Raw genomic sequence first — 19,222 nt, forward strand, 5'->3', positions numbered from 1 at the left:
GAAAATGACACGGACATTTGAATTATTGAAAAGAAATCTTAAACTACTTGAACAATTTAAAAAAATGGAAAGTTTAGTATATGTATAACATATGATTGATTTGGAAGAGGGTGATTATGTTGAACAAGCAAGGAATTACAATTAGTTTATGTATGATTGTTCGAGATGAGGAGGAGACAATAGCCCGTTGTTTAGAGACAGTTGAGAAAATTGTGGATGAAATTATAGTAGTTGATACAGGTTCCGTCGATCGAACGAAAGAAATCGTAGAGAAATACACTTCTAACATATATGATTTCCAGTGGATTGATGATTTTGCGGCAGCAAGAAATTTTTCTTTTTCAAAAGCGACGCAAGAGTATATATTGTGGCTAGATGCAGATGACGTATTATTAGAAGATGCTCAAGAAGCATTGAAACTCTTAAAAATAGAATTAGATCCTAAATTTGATGCTGTTTCGATGCCTTATCATCTTGCGATGGATTCTAATGGGAAACCTTTATATTGTACAAAAAGAAATCGACTTGTAAAGCGTGAAAAACAATTTCAATGGTTTGGAAAGGTTCATGAGTATTTAGCTATTGCCGGTGAGACTTTTAGTAGTAAAGTTGCTATTACACATAAAAAAGAAAAAAAAGTAACAAATCGTAATTTGAAAATTTTTCAAAATACTGTAGCTGCAGGGGAAGAATTGAGTTCGAGGGATTTGTTTTATTACGCAAATGAATCTATGGATAACCAAAAATATGATGATGCAGTTCTTCTTTATGAAACATTTCTTAATCAAGACGAAGGATGGTATGAAGAGAAAATTTATGCATGTGGTAAGTTAGGAGATTGCTATGCGAAGCTCGGAATGTGGGAGAAGGCAATCGAATCTTGTGTGAAGTCGTTTCGGTATGACGTCCCTAGAGGAGAGAATTGTACAAGAATAGGATATATATATATGGAACAAGAAAAATATAATGAAGCGATATTTTGGTTTAAACTTGCAACGGAAGTACCAATGGCAACGGAAAGTCCTTTTCATAGTCCAGCTAGCTACACATGGCTACCCTATTTACAAATGTGTATTTGTTATAGCAGGTTAGGGGAGCAGGATAAAGCGTATTATTACAATGAATTAGCAGCTTCTTATGTTCCGAATAATGCTGCAATTGAATATAACCGTAAATATTTTCGGGGAGTTTTTGATAAACCATATAAAGCGTAATAGGTTTCGTTTTTTAGAAATGATTTATCGTTATTCTAACTCTAATAGATTGGTTATATATTAGAGTATCAGTAACGTAACCAATATAGATAAAAATTTTTATAAAGCTATTTGCGGGCTAATAATCAGTGGGGGATGAACAAAATCTGCACTTTATAGAATTCATATGAGATTTATATTTCTAATTCAATTTGCATAAGGAGTGTGTGAAATGAATCGCGAAAAAAGTTCTTTATATGAAGAAAAATCCGAGCATTATTATAATGCAGCGAATCCGAATTTATTAAAGCATATAAAAAAGGAATGGAAAGAAGTTCTTGATATTGGTTGCTCGAGCGGTGCATTGGGAGCAGCTATTAAAGAAAATGGTACACGTGTATCAGGAATCGAGGCATTTCCAGAGGCTGCAGAAAAAGCGAAAGAAAGACTAGATCATGTTATTTTAGGGGATATAGAAAAAATAGATCTTCCTTATGAGGAGGGGCAATTTGATTGCATCCTATTTGGAGATGTATTAGAGCATTTATTTGATCCGTGGGCTGTGATTGAAAAGGTTAAGCCATATATAAAGCAAAATGGTGTGATTTTAGCAAGTATACCAAACGTTGCTCATATTTCAGTATTAGCTCCCTTACTTGCCGGAAATTGGACGTATACAGAATATGGTTTATTAGATAAAACACATATTCGTTTCTTTACATTTAATGAAATGCTAAGAATGTTTTTAAAAGCAGGATATGTTATTAGTAAAGTAGATCGTGTATATGTTGATCATAAAATGTATGAGCCACTTATTGAGGAGTTATATGGAATTTGTAAAAAATATCGTCTTGGAAGTGGCTTCATGGCTGAGACAGTTGTATTTCAGTATATTATTGAAGCTGAAAAATCACAATTATGAGTGCTGCAGACAAAACAATATTATTTGTTACATGTATAAATGATCGGAAATTGTATGCAAACTGCGTGCGACATATATTGCAATTGTTAGTACCGCCAGGGTATATTGTCCAATTTATGCCGATTCGAAATGCGAAAAGTATGACGAGTGGATACAATCAAGCCATTTCGCATCCAGCGAAGTATAAAGTTTATTTACATCAAGATGTTTTTATTATAAATAGGGCTTTTTTATACGGATTACTTCAATTATTTGAGGAACATGAACACCTTGGGATGATTGGGATGGTTGGAGCGCAATATGTTCCTCCGACTGGTGTATGGAACGAAGGGCGTGGAATTGTAGGAAAGGTCATTGGTTATATGAATGATTTGTTTTATATGGCAAGTTTAGAACAACCGTATCATGAATCAAAAACATTTATTCCTGTAGAATGTATTGACGGTTTATTAATGGCGACACAATATGATGTTCCGTGGCGAGAAGACTTATTTGACGGATTTGACTTTTATGATGTATCTCAATCATTTGAATTTAAAAAAGCAGGATATACAGTCGGTGTACCTGTACAGCGCGATGCTTGGTGTATCCATTATCATTTTGATGTGAATATGACGAACTATGAAAAGTATCGGGAAATATTTGTGGAACACTATATGTCAGAGGTAAATAAGGAAGAATAAAAGGGGGGACAAAAATGAAAGATCATACAATATTAGTTGTTGTTTGTGTAAATAATGAAGAGCTTTTCAAACAATGTGAGAGTCAAATAAGAAACATTTTTGTTCCCCCTGGCTATGTCGTACAAATTTTTCCGATACGAGATGCACAAAGTATGGCAAGTGCATACAACCGAGCCCTTTCATATCCAGCGAAATACAAAGTGTATATACATCAAGATACATATCTTATTAATCGAGACATGTTTTCTACACTTATATCTCTTTTTAAAGAAAATGAAAAGCTTGGTTTAATAGGAGTCGCTGGGGCTCAGTTTTTACCGAATAACGGGATATGGTGGGAAGGAAAAAATTTAGTAGGGAAAGTGATTGAATACAGAAGACAGAATTATCAATTGTTAAATTTAGATCAGGTTTTTTATGGTAATCAACCATTTTTATCAGTTCAGGCAATTGATGGTTTATTCATGGCAACGCAGTATGATATTCCGTGGCGAGAAGATTTGTTTCAAGGGTTTCACTTTTATGATGTGTCACAGTCTTTAGAGTTTCAAAGGGCTGGTTATTTAATCGGTATCCCAAATCAAGCAAATTTATGGTGTATTCATTACAACGGGGATGAGTTTGATGCGGATACATATGAGAAGTACCGGAAAGTGTTTATAGAACATTACAAAGATATATTATCTCCATCATAAAGGAGAGATGCAGGGTGAAAGGAATTATTTTAGCAGGTGGTACTGGATCGAGATTATATCCAATAACGAAAGTAACGAATAAACATTTACTTCCTGTTGGTCGGTATCCGATGATTTATCATGCGGTATATAAGCTAAAACAATGCGATATTACAGATATTATGATTATTACAGGTAAAGAGCATATGGGGAATGTTGTTAGCTTTTTAGGGAGTGGTCATGAATTTGGCGTGTCCTTTACGTATCGAGTACAAGATAAAGCGGGCGGGATCGCACAGGCGTTAGGGCTTTGTGAAGATTTCGTCGGGAATGATCGTATGGTAGTTATATTAGGGGATAATATTTTTTCAGATGATATTCTTCCGTATGTTGAAGAGTTTACAAATCAAAAAGAAGGTGCGAAAGTACTATTGCAATCTGTAGAAGATCCCGAAAGATTTGGCGTAGCACATATTCAAAACCGAAAAATAGTTGAAATTGAAGAAAAGCCGAAAGAGCCGAAAAGCTCTTATGCTGTTACGGGAATTTATTTGTATGATTCGAAAGTCTTTTCTTATATTAAAGAATTAAAACCTTCTGCACGGGGAGAACTTGAAATTACAGATATAAATAATTGGTATTTAAAACGAGGGGTACTTACTTATAATGAAATGAGCGGCTGGTGGACTGATGCGGGAACTCACGCTTCGCTTCAAAAGGCGAATACGTTAGCACGGGATATTAATTTTGGGAAACAGTTTAACGGAGAATAGGTGAGAATATGAAAGTTGTAGAAACAAATTTTACCGATGCAAAATTGTTAGAACCGAGGTTGTTTGGAGACGAGCGTGGCTTTTTTTCAGAGAGCTATAATAAGCAGGTGCTAGAAACATTAGGGATAACGTATACATTTGTACAGGATAACGTATCTTATTCGGCTAAGGCAGGAACGATTCGGGGACTACACTTTCAAAAAAAACCGAAAGCACAAACGAAACTCATTCAAGTTATGCAAGGGGCAATTTATGATGTTATCGTTGATTTACGAAAAAAATCACCAACATTTAAACAATGGAAAGGATATATTTTAAGTGCAGATAACCATCGGCAATTACTAGTGCCAAAAGGGTTTGCGCATGGATTTTGCACGCTTGTTCCGCATACTATCGTTATGTATAAAGTAGATGAATATTATAGCGCAGAGCATGACTCAGGATTACTTTGGGAAGATAAAGATTTAGCAATTCCTTGGCCAGTAACCGATCCTATATTGTCCGATAAGGATCAGATATTACCATTACTAGAGGAATATGAAGATAGTTTTTAAGTAGGAGCGTTGTTTATGAATATATTAGTAACAGGTGGGGCTGGATTTATTGGAAGTAATTTCGTTCATTACATGCTACAAAGTTATGAAACATATAAAATTATTAATTACGATGCATTAACATATAGCGGGAATTTAAATAACGTAAAATCTCTTCAGAATCACCCGAATTACTCTTTTGTAAAAGGGGAAATTCAAAATGGAGAGCTATTAGAACACGTTATAAAAGAGCGAGACGTACAAGTGATTGTAAATTTTGCAGCTGAATCACATGTGGACCGTAGTATTGAAAATCCGATTCCTTTTTATGATACAAATGTAATTGGGACGGTCACTTTATTAGAACTAGTTAAAAAATATTCGCATATAAAACTTGTGCAAGTATCAACGGATGAAGTGTATGGCTCTTTAGGGAAAACAGGGAAATTCACAGAGAAAACGCCGTTAGCTCCAAATAGTCCATATTCTTCAAGTAAGGCGAGCGCGGACCTGATAGCTCTATCTTACTATAAAACATATCAATTACCGGTTATAGTAACGCGTTGTTCTAACAATTATGGGCCGTACCAGTATCCCGAGAAATTAATTCCGTTAATGGTTACGAATGCACTGGAAGGAAAAAAACTACCGTTATATGGTGATGGTTTAAATGTAAGAGATTGGTTACATGTAACGGATCATTGTAGTGCGATTGACGTTGTTCTGCATAAGGGACGTGTAGGAGAAGTATATAATATAGGTGGAAATAATGAAAAAACAAATGTAGAAGTTGTGGAACAAATTATTACTCTTTTAGGAAAAACAAAAAAAGACATCGAATATGTTACAGATCGTTTAGGGCACGATCGTCGTTATGCGATTGATGCGGAGAAAATGAAGAATGAATTTGATTGGGAACCGAAATATACGTTTGAACAAGGATTACAAGAGACGGTGAAATGGTATGAAAAGAATAAGGAATGGTGGAAACTACTAAAAGACCAGTAAGGGGCATGTTAAATGAAAGAGAGGGTTATCATAACAGGAGCAAACGGCCAATTAGGAAAGCAACTATTTGAAGAGTTAAACTCTGAAGAATATGATATATATCCATTTGATAAAAAGCTATTAGATGTGACAAATATATCCCGAATACAACAAGTGGTACAAGAAATAAAACCACATATAATTATTCATTGTGCTGCCTATACGAAAGTAGATCATGCGGAGAAAGAACAGGATCTTGCATATAGAATAAATGCAATCGGAGCTCGAAATGTAGCGGTCGCTTCACAATTAGTAGGAGCGAAACTAGTTTATATTAGTACTGATTATGTATTTCAAGGCGCCAGACCAGAGGGATACGATGAATTTCATAGTCCAGCGCCGATAAATATATATGGAGCCTCTAAGTATGCGGGGGAGCAGTTCGTCAAAGAGTTACATAATAAATATTTTATCGTTCGCACATCGTGGCTATATGGTAAATATGGAAATAATTTTGTGAAAACGATGATGCGATTAGGAAAAGAAAGAGATGAAATATCTGTTGTAGCGGATCAAGTTGGCTCTCCTACGTATGTGGCGGATTTAAATATAGTTATTAATAAGCTCATTCATACTTCTTTATACGGTACATACCACGTATCAAACAGAGGCTCATGCTCTTGGTTTGAATTTGCACAAAAGATATTTTCGTATACAAATATGAAAGTGAATGTATTACCTGTTTCAACGGAAGAATTCGGGGCTGCGGCTGCGAGGCCCAAATATTCTATCTTTCAACATAACATGCTACGATTAAATGGTTTTTTACAAATGCCGTCTTGGGAAGAAGGGTTAGAGCGCTTTTTTATAGAAACCAAAAGTCATTAACAAATTTCTGTTAATGACTTTTTTGTTTGCCTTTAAGCGGTTTTATGGTACTATAATTATAGTATCAGGTACTAATAACAAGTATAAGTATTTCTGGGAGGATATATCATGGAACTATTACAAGGGAAAACATTTGTTGTTATGGGCGTTGCGAACCAAAGAAGTATTGCGTGGGGAATTGCTCGCTCTTTGCATAATGCAGGTGCAAAATTAATCTTCACATATGCAGGAGAACGTTTAGAAAGAAACGTTCGTGAATTAGCGGATACATTAGAAGGACAAGAATCACTTGTATTACCTTGTGATGTAACAAATGATGAGGAACTTACAGCTTGCTTTGAAACAATTAAACAAGAAGTAGGTACTATTCACGGTGTAGCACATTGTATTGCTTTTGCAAATCGCGATGACTTAAAAGGTGAATTTGTAGATACTTCTCGCGATGGATTTTTACTTGCACAAAATATTAGTGCATTCTCTTTAACAGCTGTAGCAAGAGAAGCGAAGAAAGTAATGACAGAAGGCGGAAATATTTTAACGTTAACATACCTTGGCGGCGAGCGCGTTGTGAAAAATTATAACGTTATGGGTGTTGCGAAAGCTTCATTAGAAGCGAGCGTGAAATATTTAGCGAACGATTTAGGTCAACATGGTATTCGCGTCAACGCTATTTCTGCAGGACCAATTCGTACGTTATCTGCAAAAGGTGTAGGCGATTTCAACTCAATCTTAAGAGAAATTGAGGAGCGCGCACCACTTCGTCGTACAACAACTCCAGAAGAAGTTGGCGATACAGCAGTATTCCTATTCAGTGATTTAGCACGTGGTGTAACAGGAGAAAACATTCACGTTGATTCAGGGTATCATATCCTAGGATAAATATAATATTAATTTTTAAAGGACAATCTCTAAATGCTGAGATTGTCCTTTTTATTTGTTCTTAGAAAGCACGATTTTTAACGAAAGTTCTTACCACATGATGAATATAACTATAATAGTACACAATTTATTCAGCTACGTATGGAAGTGGGAGGGACGAGTGTGAAGAATAAAAATAAAAGTTCAACAGTTGGAAAACCGTTGTTATATATTGCTCAAGTAAGTTTAGAACTTGCTGCACCGAAAATAAAAAGGATTATCCTGACAAACTTTGAAAATGAAGATCAAAAAGAGCAAAGTAATAGACAAGAAAATATTGTAAGCAGTGCTGTGGAAGAGGTAATAGAACAAGAAAAACAAGAAGAGCAGCAAGTGGAAGAAAAAATAGAAGAAGAGGAAAAAGAAGAACACGCAGAACAAGAAGAGGAAGAACAGCAAGAGCCAGTAAGAACTGTCCCGTATAATAAATCATTTAAGGATATGAATAATGAAGAAAAAATTCATTTTTTATTAAACCGCCCTCATTACATTCCAAAAGTAAGGTGCAGAATAAAAACAGCTACAGTTTCTTATGTGGGATCGATCATATCGTATCGTAATGGCATTGTATCTATTATGCCGCAAAATAGTATGAGAGATATTAGGTTGTCTATAGATGATATCCAATCGATTAGTATGGCCGGCTTTTAAATATGTAAAGGTGGTAGAAAGCTTCTACCACCCCAATAGTTTTTTAGTTTACTTAACGATAGAAACGTCGCGTAAGCATTGAATCGCACAGAAACAACTTAAATCAACAGTAATGCAAGTAGTTGTCGATATTAATCTTGCATTTGGTACAGCTAAAAACGTACAAATTGGATCGTCACCAGGTGGTACCGGAGAACCGTCACCTAAAACTACAGTTAATACACGTAGTACAGCACAGCTATCATCATCTACACTTTCCACACGGAAAATTGGAGATCGGCAGCTAGTAAGGCTTGAAGATGGTGCGAATGCTTCAAAAGGTTCTCCAGTTTTTGTGTATAAAATAAAAGGGCGTGTATTTGCTACTGATGCAGTATTGTGTGCACCTAAGAATGGGATTTCACAACCAGATCCACACGTTGTTGTAGAACAATCTTGTAATTCATTGATGAATTTTACAACGTCAACTACACAATGAGAAGAGCCATGGTGTTTATTTTCGTTACAACTCATTAATGTCACTCCTTATCTTCTTGTTTGTATTTACATTAATAAGATATTGGAGTCGAGGAGATTTGGTCACAATCTCAAGACCTTTTTTTTTAAATAGGCGAAAGAGGATAAGGGAAGGTGGAATTATGCTGTTTACAAGCTGGCTTTTATTTTTTATTTTTGCGTTAGCTGCTTTTAGGCTCACTCGTTTAATTGTTTATGATAAAATTACAGCCTTTTTGCGAAGACCATTTATTGATGAATTAGAGATTACCGAGCCGGATGGAAGTGTATCAACGTTTACAAAAGTAAAAGGTAAAGGATTAAGAAAGTGGATTGGCGAATTATTAAGCTGTTATTGGTGTACAGGTGTATGGGTTAGTGCTTTTTTATTAGTTTTATATAATTGTATTCCTATCGTTGCGGAGCCGTTACTTGCATTATTAGCTATTGCAGGTGCAGCAGCAATCATTGAAACGATTACAGGATATTTTATGGGAGAATAATATATTTTCATAATAAGAGGAAAAGCGGAGTTTAAAAGAATGAGGGAACGGAAATAAAGAGTTGGTCATATAGTAAATAGACAGAATTGACAGTAGAGGAGATGTTTGCTGTGAGCAGTAATCTAAGGCAAAATTCATATGACCTGCAGCAGTGGTATCAAATACAGCAACAGCACCATGCACAACAACAGGCATATCAAGAACAATTACAACAACAAGGATTTGTGAAGAAAAAGGGATGTAATTGTGGGAAAAAGAAGAACAAAATAAAACACTATGAAGAATGAAACACTCATGCTACTGTGAGTGTTTTTTATTATACATATAAAAAGCGGTATTTCTGTATTAGAAATACCGCTTTTTACTAGCTAATTTGAGCAACTGTTAATGCTGCTGCACGGATGTCTACAGTTCCAATCAACTCAACTGGTACAATTTGAATTAAGTCACCAGGATTTAAGTTAATAAGAATAACACCGCTAGATACGTCTACTTCACCAGTACCAATAACGTTAGAACGAACTGCTGTACCTGATCCAGGAATAATGTTAGCTGGCGTGTTTAATGATAAGAAGAAACGACCAGCTTCTGGTGCAGTAGGTACGTTATCAAGACTAATTGTTAATGTATAACTAATTTGATAAATACCAGCTCGTAAAATTCGAATACCATCTCCGACACTTACTGTATCGTTGATTACAGGAACAGTAATATTTGGATTTGGACTTACGCTAGGTAATAGTAGTGGTGTAAATAGTGAAGCGAACTGAGGTGCAGAAGCATTGAAAGCAAAACCAAAGGCAGGTAGTGTACTAGCTGGCTTTGCCTCGCAATCGATTTTAGTAAATTCGCAATCAGAAGAGAACATGTTTTTCACTCCTTTATCTGTTTCTACTTTCAGTTAATGAAAAGGACAGGTTCTATGTTCTAGACAAGTTCCCAATTTTAAGAAATTTACATAATAATACTCTTTAAGCATGGATTGGGTGGCAGATAATTCTGCCACCCAATCCATGCTTAAATCAGTATTTAGTTTTATATAGAAACATCGCGTAAGCATTGAATAGCGCAGAAGCAACTTAAATCAACAGTAATACAAGTCGAGGTTGATATTAGTCTTGCATTTGGTACAGCTAAAAACGTACAGATTGGGTCGTCACCAGGTGGTACAGCGGTACCATCACCTAAAACTACAGTTAATACACGCAATACAGCACAGTCATCATCATCTATACTTTCTACGCGGAAAATTGGAGATCGGCAGCTAGTAAGGCTTGAAGATGGTGCGAATGCTTCAAAAGGTTCTCCAGTTTTTGTGTATAAAATAAAAGGACGTGTATTAGCTACTGATGCATTGTTATGTGCACCTAAAAATGGAACTTCGCAACCAGATCCACATGTTGTCGTTGCACATTCTTGTAGTTCATGTATAAAACGAACAACATTCGATACACAGTTGAAATCACACTCATGTTGATGATCTTCATTACAATTGCAGCTCATTATGTTCACTCCTTCTCGTGAGTTCTGACATACACTATTACAATATGAGTGGGATATGGTTGATATTACGTTAATTCTTATGATAAGAACAAGGAATTTATATAGGGGGGATGTACATAATGCATTATAAAAAAAGACATCCTTATTTAGTGGATGTCTTTTCAGGTAAATCTTTTCGGACAGTATATAGAAAGCGAGATATATCTAATTTCTTTCCTCTGAAAAATTGCGGAGAAGAAATGTAAAGTTCTTCTTTCGCACGTGTAATGGCGACATAAAGTAATCGGCGTTCTTCTTCTAATGCTTCAGAAGTTTCCGTAACGCGATCATTTGCATCTTTTAAAGAGGAAGTATGGGGCAGGATCCCATCGCTCGCTCCAAGTAAAAAGACACATGGAAATTCAAGGCCTTTTGCGTTATGAATTGACATAAGTGAAACGGCATCTTTTTGCGGCATTGTTTTTAATGCTTCCATTTCTTTTTGACCTTGAATCGCCGCGTCAATAAATTGTAAATAAGCCGGAATATCGGTGAAACGAGTTGCAGACTCCATTAATTCTTCTAACATTTCTTCTTGTATGTCTTTATGCATCGTAAAGGAAGAACGATCGTTACTTTGTAAGTACTCTAAATATTTTCCTTTACCATGAATGATTTCTTTTAATGCTTTTTTGGGTTCTAATTCTTTTATAAATTTAATAAAATCAATACGCTCATTTACCTTTTTTACTTGAAAAGGTTTTAAGCTTGGATTTAATAGTAAGAAATGAAGAAGAGAAGGGAAGCGCCCCTCACCATATTTCCATTGTTCACGTTCAATAAATGAAATACAATCATCACGTCCGATATACATCGTCGGCAATATGTTTGAAAGTGATTCTAGTCGAAACGGCTCAATCACGAGTCTTAAATGATCTAATACAGGCTTAATTAAAGAATGCTCATAAAATGATTGGCTTGCCCCGTGTTTAATAAACGGGATTTTATGAATGGTAAGCTGATCAAGTAACGAACGACTTACAGAATGTGTGCGATACAGTAAACAAAAATCTTTATAGTTTCGTTCACCGCTATCTACTTTTTCTTGAATGAGCTGTAAAATTTGATTTGCTTCATCAAGAGTCGTAGCAGGTCTTGCATAAAAAGGTTGTACACCTTCCTCACGAACGGAGTATAGCTCTTTATCAAAACGTTCTTGATTTAATTTTATAACTTCATTTCCAAGCCCGACGATAAATGGATTGGATCGATAATTCGTATTTAGTGCAATGATTGTTGTGTTATCAAATTCTTTTGGAAAAGATAAAATAATTTGGTGACTTGCTCCTCGCCAACCATAAATTGCTTGATCATCATCACCTGCGATGAACAAATTATTTCTTGGCGTGGCTAACAATTTTACAATTTCATATTGTGCATAGGATGTATCTTGAAACTCATCTACTTCAATGTAGTGAAAACGTTGTTGTAATTGAGTTAGTAAAGGAGCATTATTTTCTAACATATAATATGTTTCCAATAAGATGTCATCGAAATCAATATAATTGTATCGTTGTTTTACCTCTTCAAAACGTTCATATACTTCTTTAAATTCTTGTTCGACTGGCGTTTTCGCCTTTACATCTTTCGGACGATTTAATTTGTTTTTCTCAAGTGAAATCATCGCGAGGATCGTTTCCGCATCATAATCGTCTTTTAAACGCAATTCTTTTAAGATTTTCTTTATCATAATTTGTTTATGTTTTTCATTTGCTAAAATTTGCTGATTATACCCTTGACTACGAAGCAATTTTAAGAAAACAGAGTGGAATGTACCAGCAACAACGTAGCTACTTGCTGCATGATTCATACCTGGTAACTTCGCAACACGACTTCGGATTTCTTCAGCTGCTTTTTGTGTAAATGTAAGTAATAAAATATTTCGTGGATGAACTTGTTTTACATTTACTAAATAACCAACGCGAGTTGTTAAAACAGATGTTTTCCCGCTTCCAGCACCAGCTAGTGTAAGAACCGGACCTTCTGTTGTGCGCACGGCTTCTAATTGTTTTTCGTTTAAAAAAACATTTTGTTGTTCGAGAGCGCGGAAATAAGCCGCATCTACATCTTCTTCCATAATTAAATGGGTAGATGTTTTCGGAATATGATATGTCGCACGCGGAATATCAGCGTGTGTTAACGATTTTTGTGAAAATTTTTCTTGTGTCATATGTTCACCTTCAAAACTATAGCATCAACATTTAACTTTAGCGGAAGAAAAAGAAAATAGCAATGTAAAAAACAGGAGGGGGCACCTCCTGCTTTCAAATTACAATTCTTTTATCATTACGACGTGCGGGATATTTGCTTCCATAAATACATCAGAACTCGTTACATATCCAAGTTTTTTATAGAAATCTTCAGCATGTGTTTGAGCATGAAGTTTCAATTTTGGTAGCGAATTTTCTTTTGCATACGCTTCAAGCGCATCCATAACAATTTTTCCGATGCCTTTTTTACGATGGGAACCTAGCACGCAAATGCGTTCCATTTTTCCTATACCATCAAGGATGCGAAAACGTCCAGCACCAACTGGAACATCATTGTCATATATAACAACGTGTGTTGAAGTTTCTTCAAACTCATCGTACTCTTCTTCAGCAGAGACACGTTGTTCATTTACAAACACTTGTTTACGTACAGAGAATGCATCTCTTAGTTGTTCGTCCGTTTGTACAATCTGTGCGTGCAAATTAGTTGTTCCCCTTTCCAAGGTGAAATGTTTCGTGTACAGTCCATGTTCCATTTTCTAATTGATATAGAAGATGGAAACGATCGATTGGTTGTTCATAATAGAAATCTTTCATACGTAATCGACCCAATACATCAGCATGCTCTGCATCTGATAAGCCTTGTCCGATTGTTAAGTGAGGTACGAAAGCATATTCGCGTTCTTGCGTGAATAACCCGCCATGCATTTCTTCATTTAAAAAAGTAAGTTCAGGTGTTTTTTCTACTTTAAAATAAAGGACGTTATTAACAGGTGCGAATGAACCGACTTTCCCAACATGAAGGGTGAAAGGGTTCGTTTTACCTGCGATTGTATGTAGCTCGTTTACAATCGATTCTAATTGTTCATCTTGCGTCTCAAAGGGTGTTTTCAATGTAATATGTGGCGGAACTAATGCGTAGTGCGGGTCATAACGTTTACGCAATCCGTTCGCTTTATCTTGAATCATTTTAGATGGAAAAATTACAATGCCTAATTTCATGTTCCAATTCCTCCCTTTGTAAGTCTAGTTAGATTTTGAGATAAATAAATCTCTTTATCTATTATATCAAATTATTCTGAATACTGCTCTCTATTATTTCATTGATAGAATATGAGAGAAGGCTTTTGGTAAATCAGTTTGCCAATATTTCCAAGTATGGTTACCTTCAAACTCCTCGTAATGCGTAATGAAATTTCTATCTGTAAGAAGTGTATTTAACTCACGGTTCGGTTCTACGAAATCAGATACTTGTCCATCAGTACGCTTTACAGCCGTTTCTTCTGTACCGATGACGTGATACAGTTCTAATGCTTGTGGATCTTTGAAGTCTTTTGCTAAGTTCATTACTGTCTCATCCACAAATGGTGATTGCATAACGACTTTACCGAATGTATGCGGATACATAAGTGCAGTCATAAAGGAAACTGTTCCGCCAAGAGAATCACCAATTAAAACACGACCTTTTCCCATTTGGTACGTTGGATAATTTTCATCAATATATGGTGCAAGTTCATGAGCAAGGAAACGAATATATGCAGCATTTTTTACTTCATTTGGGAAATATTTTTCTTTACGATCATGTACATTTTTATATGGAATACCGACAATAATTGTACGGTCAATTTCTTCAGTTTCACGAAGGCGCTCAATTACACGATGCGCTTTACCAAGCTGAAAATAATCTCTACCATCTTGTGCAATTACAACTGTATGTTTGTGCAGTGGTGTGTAATTTACTGGTAAATAAACGAGAAGTGTAACGTCTTCTTGAAGTGATGCGCTATAAAATGAAATTTCTTCAATTCTCCCTATTGTTTGACTCATGTAGATCCCCCTAAATAAAAATTTACTGTAACGCTTGTAAGAGCGACGCTTATAGTGAAAAAGGAAATAAATATTCACTAATTGGTGCCTTAATTTCTATTTTACCATAATGGTACGAAGAATCTAAAAAATTAGTATTTAAGTTACGAAAGAAAACGGATATAATGAAGTGGGATTTTTGACAGGTGAGAGGGGAGACGGAATTTGAAACAAGAAAGATCAATCGCACTACCATTAGCAATTTCTATTATAGCCATTTCATTCGCAGCAGTTTTTGTAAAGATGTCCTCAGCACCATCTTCAATATTAAGTATGTATCGATTATGGATTATCGTGCTTATTATGCTGCCTATCGTTTGGAAAAAACGGGAAGAGTTTAGTAAGATTCAAATAAAAGATTGGGGATTTTTAATTGGATCTGGATTCTTTTTAGCGCTACATTTTCTTTTATGGTTTGAATCTTTAAAGCATACAACAGTTGCTAGTTCAACAATTATTTTGGCACTTCAACCGATCGTATCTTTAGTTGGAGGTTTTTTTCTGTTTAAAGAAAGAACAACATATTCAGCCATTGCAACGATGGGAATCGCTATTCTAGGGGTAATGTGCATTGGTTGGGGAGATTTAGGTTTAAGTAAGCAAGCAATTTATGGAGACATATTATCCTTTCTAAGTGTAATAGCAGTTGTCGGTTATTTATTTATCGGGCAAACGACAGTAAAGAAAGTATCACACTGGATTTATAGCTTTACAGTTTTTGCGTTCGCAGGTCTTTTTATGGGGGTTTATAATGTCATATTACAAGTACCCTTTACAGGTTATACGAAGTGGGATTGGACCGTTTTTCTTTTACTTGCGGTTGTGCCGACAGTGTCACATGTAATTAATAACTGGCTATTAAATTATGTAAATGCAACGACAATTTCAATGAGTATTTTAGGAGAACCTGTTGGAGCATCTATACTTGCGTTCTTCTTACTTGGAGAAAAATTAAATGCAATGCAAATTATCGGTAGCATGCTCGTATTGTTTGGTGTATCTGTTTTCTTACTACAGCAACAAAAACGAACAACAAAAAATGTCGTAAATGAGCCGGTGTATACACAGGAATTATAGTGTTAGGGGAGAAAAGAGAAGTTGTGATACTTCTCTTTTTGTTTTATAGAAATACGGGCGTAGAAGGGGGAGGGAAATGGAAGAGATATTAAAGAAGTAATTGAATATAGCAATCCCAAGTATAGCTGTATACATAAGACGAAGCCAGGAAGCTAGTAATGAGAGGCTAGTATGAATTGGTTTTAGAAAGAAATAAAGAGCTCACGCGGCGACAATATCAGTAATAAAAATGATAATCCACCCGGAAATTTCTGCTTTGAAAAGTGAATTTGAAGTTTGGATATTATGGAATGTTGTACTCGCATCTCCTTGTACAACGAGATTTCCATGAACAAAACCGTAAGAAAAAAAGGCAATGAATGCCATAACAAGAAGAGATGTGCTAGCGAATAAGGCGTACTTTCGTTCAGTCATAATACGTCCTCCTTTTCTAATATTGTTTTCATTGTAATAGGGAAAAGGAAGAGAATCATTGACTTAAATCAAGATGGGGAAAGTTTAGTGGAATTTCCATCAAAAAAGATGTATGGTTATATCCAATCTTTTTTATTAATCTTGTAAAAAGTAAAAACTCAAATATTGAAATCGAGTAAAAGAGTGGCTACGAAGCCACTCTTTTACTTTGGATTTGTCATATAAGGTTGTACATGAATGACACATAGGTCACGAAATTTGCCTTCAGCAGTTGTGACGATTACGACTGCTTTACCTGCACTTTTTCCAGTAATCGTCACGGTGTCACCTTTTGGATATATGGTGATGATATCAGAATTCATATTTGACCAAATAAGCTCTTTATTCGTTGCTTGTATTGGCAAAATGGAAGCTGATAACACAATGTTTTGTCCCGTTTTTATTTTTAATTTATGTTTTTCCATATGAACACCGATGACTGAAATAACAGAAGGAGCAATTGAAATTTTAGGCGGGTTAGGTTGCATGTTTAAACAAGACGCAGAAGTATTTGTGATAGGTGAAAATTTTCGTGTTTGTTGTTGCTGGAAAGCTGCTAACATGTTGGAGTCCCCTTTCTGTATAAGTGCTGATACTCATACTATAAAGGAGTAGTGTTATGTTAAATTTAACGAAACATAAAGAATTTGTTAAATTTGATAAGAAGATTGTCGAACTGTAAAAAATCTCTGCTGTTACGATAACAGCAGAGATTTCTTTTTATAGATTATGACTATGTTGTTTTTCGAAATCCTCAAATTGCTCTTCAACTTCTTTTGAAGGTTGTGTTAGTAAACTAACAATTACGATTACTAGTAAACTAATAGTGAAACCAGGAATCATTTCATATAAGAATTCTTTTAAGAATTTGAATTGAGTCCAAATAATTACTGTAGCGGCACCAGAAATCATACCAGCAAGTGCGCCCCACTTCGTCATACGTTTCCAATATAAGCTTAATAAAATAGCAGGTCCGAATGAAGAACCAAATCCAGCCCAAGCGTATCCAACAAGAGCTAAAATCGTATCATCTTGTTTAAGTGCTAATGCACATCCAATTAAAGCGATAACAAGAACAGCCATACGACCGACAAATACAAGTTCTTTATCAGAAGCAGAACGTTTAAAGAATGTACGATATAAATCTTCAGTTACAGCACTCGAAGTAACGAGTAACTGAGATGAAATTGTACTCATAACCGCTGCTAAAATAGCTGCTAATAAAAATCCAGTAATAAGTGGATGGAATAAAATAGTGCCAAGTTCAACGAAAATCGTTTCTGGATCAGAAAGTTTTAAACCTGCTTTTGAATAGTACGCAATACCGATAAGGCCAGTAAACATAGCTCCGACAACAGAAAAAATCATCCAGCTCATACCAATACGTCGTGCGCTTTTAATTTCTTTTACAGAAGAAATTGCCATAAAGCGTACGATAATATGTGGTTGTCCAACATAACCAAGGCCCCATGCGAATAATGAAATAATTCCTAATACAGAAGTACCTTTAAAAATATCTAATAATGCCGGATCGATAGATTTAATTGTTTCAAATGCTGGACCAAGTCCATTTACGTGCATAATTGTTACGACTGGAACAAGAATAAGAGCGACTACCATAATGATTCCTTGCACGAAGTCTGTCCAACTTACAGCTAAAAACCCACCAAATAATGTGTAAGCTACGACAACTCCACCAACGATAAGAAGACCAACATGGTAATTGAGTCCAAATGAATTTTCGAATAATACAGCGCCAGAGACAAATCCTGAAGCTACATAAAACGTGAAAAATATCATAATAACAAGTCCAGATACTAGGCGTAGCATATGGGATTTGTCGTGGAAACGGTGTTCCAAAAATTCTGGGATAGTAATAGAGTTGTTTGCAATTTCAGAGTAGGTACGTAAGCGAGGAGCGACATAGATCCAGTTTGCGTATGCGCCTAATGTTAGGCCGATCGCAATCCAGCTACTACTTAATCCAACGCTAAACATTGCACCGGGTAATCCCATTAAAAGCCAACCACTCATATCAGCTGCTCCAGCACTTAATGCTGTTACTGCGGGGCCTAGTGTACGCCCGCCAAGCATATAATCTGTTAAGTTGGATGTTCGTTTGTAGGCGAAATAGCCAATTACTAACATCCCGAGCATGTAAATAGAGATAGAAGTTAAAGTTAACATCTGCGTACTCATGTAGTTCCCCTTCCTTTTGTCATGTCTTTTGATGCGTTATGCATATTTATCCCGCATTAACGGGTAGTAAAACTCCCACCTTAAAATTGGCTGGGCAAGGAAGTTAGGTGGGAGATCAACTGCCCGTAAATGCCCGATTGGTTCAACTAATAATCAGTGGGGTGATGAACAAAACCCCCACTGATTAAAGTTTCACTTTATAATCTATCATGATTATTCTGAAAAATCCATATAGAAATACGAATTTTCAGAAATGTAAGCGTTTTTTGATGTTATTTTACTTTTTTAATATATAATATTCATACAAAAAACCTTATTTTTAATAGAGTATTTATTATATTTACATAAAAAGAGGTTGTTTTGTCAATATAATATTGAAAGGAAAGAAAAATAAAATTTTAAAAAAAGTATTGACTTGTGAAAAAAGTTAGGTCTATAATGAGTGCAACTTAAAAAAATGCAAGCGTTGATGAAGAAGAGTACACATGATGAACATGTCAGAGAGCTGATGGTTGGTGCGAATCAGTATGGAATTGATGTGGAATGGGCTTCGGAGCTTCCAAACCGAAACGAAAGAAGTAGGCTTTGGCGACATGATCTCATCGATACAAGAGACACGTATTGTTTTTGATACGGTAAAGTGCGTTACATTTGT

22 protein-coding genes, 1 pseudogene and 1 other annotated feature (1 of these 24 running past the window's edge) are annotated in these 19,222 nt (G+C 35.6%); of the genes and pseudogenes, 13 read left to right on the forward strand and 10 right to left on the reverse strand.

The window, feature by feature from the left end:
• The first annotated feature begins 116 nt into the window (after positions 1-116).
• From JFU02_RS25610 to JFU02_RS25655, 10 genes are all read left to right on the forward strand, one after another.
• The gene (locus tag JFU02_RS25610; RefSeq protein ID WP_000932911.1) at positions 117-1,214 is read left to right on the forward strand and encodes a glycosyltransferase; all 1,098 of its coding nucleotides are present in this window, start codon (positions 117-119) and stop codon (positions 1,212-1,214) included.
• 211 nt (positions 1,215-1,425) lie between these two features.
• Positions 1,426-2,115, forward strand: coding sequence for a class I SAM-dependent methyltransferase (locus JFU02_RS25615; RefSeq protein ID WP_061666490.1), 690 nt, complete (start codon positions 1,426-1,428; stop codon positions 2,113-2,115).
• Positions 2,112-2,798: a glycosyltransferase family protein gene (locus JFU02_RS25620; RefSeq protein WP_001271181.1), complete on the forward strand. Its 687-nt coding sequence runs from the start codon at positions 2,112-2,114 to the stop codon at positions 2,796-2,798. Before JFU02_RS25615 ends, JFU02_RS25620 begins: the two co-directional genes overlap by 4 nt.
• Before the next feature lie 14 nt (positions 2,799-2,812).
• Positions 2,813-3,493: a glycosyltransferase family protein gene (locus JFU02_RS25625; protein ID WP_000651523.1), complete on the forward strand. Its 681-nt coding sequence runs from the start codon at positions 2,813-2,815 to the stop codon at positions 3,491-3,493.
• A 14-nt stretch (positions 3,494-3,507) separates the two neighbouring features.
• Positions 3,508-4,245, forward strand: a complete 738-nt coding sequence (locus tag JFU02_RS25630; RefSeq protein WP_000676169.1) for a sugar phosphate nucleotidyltransferase — start codon at positions 3,508-3,510, stop codon at positions 4,243-4,245.
• Positions 4,246-4,253: 8 nt separating this feature from the next.
• Positions 4,254-4,799: a dTDP-4-dehydrorhamnose 3,5-epimerase gene (rfbC, locus tag JFU02_RS25635; RefSeq protein WP_000869419.1), complete on the forward strand. Its 546-nt coding sequence runs from the start codon at positions 4,254-4,256 to the stop codon at positions 4,797-4,799.
• Positions 4,800-4,814: 15 nt separating this feature from the next.
• Positions 4,815-5,786 carry a dTDP-glucose 4,6-dehydratase gene (gene rfbB / locus JFU02_RS25640; protein ID WP_001024180.1) on the forward strand — a complete coding sequence of 324 codons (972 nt, stop codon included), beginning with the start codon at positions 4,815-4,817 and terminating at the stop codon, positions 5,784-5,786.
• A gap of 12 nt (positions 5,787-5,798) precedes the next feature.
• Positions 5,799-6,653, forward strand: coding sequence for a dTDP-4-dehydrorhamnose reductase (gene rfbD / locus JFU02_RS25645; protein WP_000664662.1), 855 nt, complete (start codon positions 5,799-5,801; stop codon positions 6,651-6,653).
• Positions 6,654-6,761: 108 nt separating this feature from the next.
• A complete protein-coding gene (gene fabI / locus JFU02_RS25650) occupies positions 6,762-7,532 on the forward strand; it encodes an enoyl-ACP reductase FabI (RefSeq protein ID WP_000421885.1) in 771 nt (256 codons plus the stop codon).
• A 141-nt stretch (positions 7,533-7,673) separates the two neighbouring features.
• Positions 7,674-8,222: a spore coat CotO family protein gene (locus JFU02_RS25655; protein WP_097821119.1), complete on the forward strand. Its 549-nt coding sequence runs from the start codon at positions 7,674-7,676 to the stop codon at positions 8,220-8,222.
• A gap of 48 nt (positions 8,223-8,270) precedes the next feature.
• On the opposite strand, the gene exsY is transcribed toward JFU02_RS25655, so the two are convergent.
• Positions 8,271-8,735 (reverse strand): exosporium assembly protein ExsY, encoded by a 465-nt coding sequence (exsY, locus tag JFU02_RS25660; RefSeq protein ID WP_001277742.1) that lies wholly within the window; start codon positions 8,733-8,735, stop codon positions 8,271-8,273.
• Positions 8,736-8,860: 125 nt separating this feature from the next.
• Here exsY and JFU02_RS25665 point away from each other — a divergent pair, with 125 nt between their 5' ends.
• On the forward strand, positions 8,861-9,220 hold the full coding sequence (locus JFU02_RS25665; RefSeq protein WP_000899659.1) for a DUF1360 domain-containing protein: 360 nt from the start codon (positions 8,861-8,863) through the stop codon (positions 9,218-9,220).
• 101 nt (positions 9,221-9,321) lie between these two features.
• Positions 9,322-9,507: a hypothetical protein gene (locus tag JFU02_RS25670; protein WP_003306531.1), complete on the forward strand. Its 186-nt coding sequence runs from the start codon at positions 9,322-9,324 to the stop codon at positions 9,505-9,507.
• Positions 9,508-9,584: 77 nt separating this feature from the next.
• Here the strand turns inward: JFU02_RS25670 and exsF are convergent, their stop codons facing one another.
• The 6 genes from exsF to JFU02_RS25700 form a co-directional block, all read right to left on the reverse strand.
• On the reverse strand, positions 9,585-10,088 hold the full coding sequence (gene exsF, locus JFU02_RS25675) for an exosporium protein ExsF (protein WP_000492942.1): 504 nt from the start codon (positions 10,086-10,088) through the stop codon (positions 9,585-9,587).
• Between the two features lie 167 nt (positions 10,089-10,255).
• Positions 10,256-10,723: a spore coat protein CotY gene (gene cotY, locus JFU02_RS25680; protein WP_001277719.1), complete on the reverse strand. Its 468-nt coding sequence runs from the start codon at positions 10,721-10,723 to the stop codon at positions 10,256-10,258.
• 142 nt (positions 10,724-10,865) lie between these two features.
• Positions 10,866-12,932 carry an ATP-dependent helicase gene (locus JFU02_RS25685; RefSeq protein ID WP_000191193.1) on the reverse strand — a complete coding sequence of 689 codons (2,067 nt, stop codon included), beginning with the start codon at positions 12,930-12,932 and terminating at the stop codon, positions 10,866-10,868.
• A 99-nt stretch (positions 12,933-13,031) separates the two neighbouring features.
• Positions 13,032-13,454, reverse strand: a complete 423-nt coding sequence (locus JFU02_RS25690; RefSeq protein ID WP_000543294.1) for a GNAT family N-acetyltransferase — start codon at positions 13,452-13,454, stop codon at positions 13,032-13,034.
• A 1-nt stretch (position 13,455) separates the two neighbouring features.
• Positions 13,456-13,974 (reverse strand): YjcG family protein, encoded by a 519-nt coding sequence (locus tag JFU02_RS25695; RefSeq protein WP_000765871.1) that lies wholly within the window; start codon positions 13,972-13,974, stop codon positions 13,456-13,458.
• Between the two features lie 93 nt (positions 13,975-14,067).
• Positions 14,068-14,799 carry an alpha/beta hydrolase gene (locus JFU02_RS25700; RefSeq protein ID WP_000084010.1) on the reverse strand — a complete coding sequence of 244 codons (732 nt, stop codon included), beginning with the start codon at positions 14,797-14,799 and terminating at the stop codon, positions 14,068-14,070.
• 204 nt (positions 14,800-15,003) lie between these two features.
• On the opposite strand from JFU02_RS25700, the gene JFU02_RS25705 reads away from it, so the two are divergent.
• Complete coding sequence (locus JFU02_RS25705; protein WP_000808246.1) at positions 15,004-15,915, forward strand: DMT family transporter; 912 nt, start codon at positions 15,004-15,006, stop codon at positions 15,913-15,915.
• 90 nt (positions 15,916-16,005) lie between these two features.
• Here the strand turns inward: JFU02_RS25705 and JFU02_RS25710 are convergent.
• From JFU02_RS25710 to putP, 3 genes and pseudogenes are all read right to left on the reverse strand, one after another.
• Positions 16,006-16,329, reverse strand: a pseudogene (locus tag JFU02_RS25710) (DUF4386 domain-containing protein); the annotation flags it as partial.
• Positions 16,330-16,532: 203 nt separating this feature from the next.
• Positions 16,533-16,931: an Ig-like domain-containing protein gene (locus JFU02_RS25715; RefSeq protein WP_000878734.1), complete on the reverse strand. Its 399-nt coding sequence runs from the start codon at positions 16,929-16,931 to the stop codon at positions 16,533-16,535.
• A gap of 157 nt (positions 16,932-17,088) precedes the next feature.
• Entirely contained in the window at positions 17,089-18,567 is a 1,479-nt protein-coding gene (gene putP, locus JFU02_RS25720) for a sodium/proline symporter PutP (RefSeq protein WP_000107195.1), read from the reverse strand.
• A gap of 457 nt (positions 18,568-19,024) precedes the next feature.
• Positions 19,025-19,222, forward strand: a binding site (T-box leader); it runs 40 nt beyond the window's last position.

Origin of the sequence: Bacillus sp. TH13 (genome assembly GCF_016651175.1) — a bacterium.
Taxonomy (GTDB): domain Bacteria; phylum Bacillota; class Bacilli; order Bacillales; family Bacillaceae_G; genus Bacillus_A; species Bacillus_A thuringiensis_S.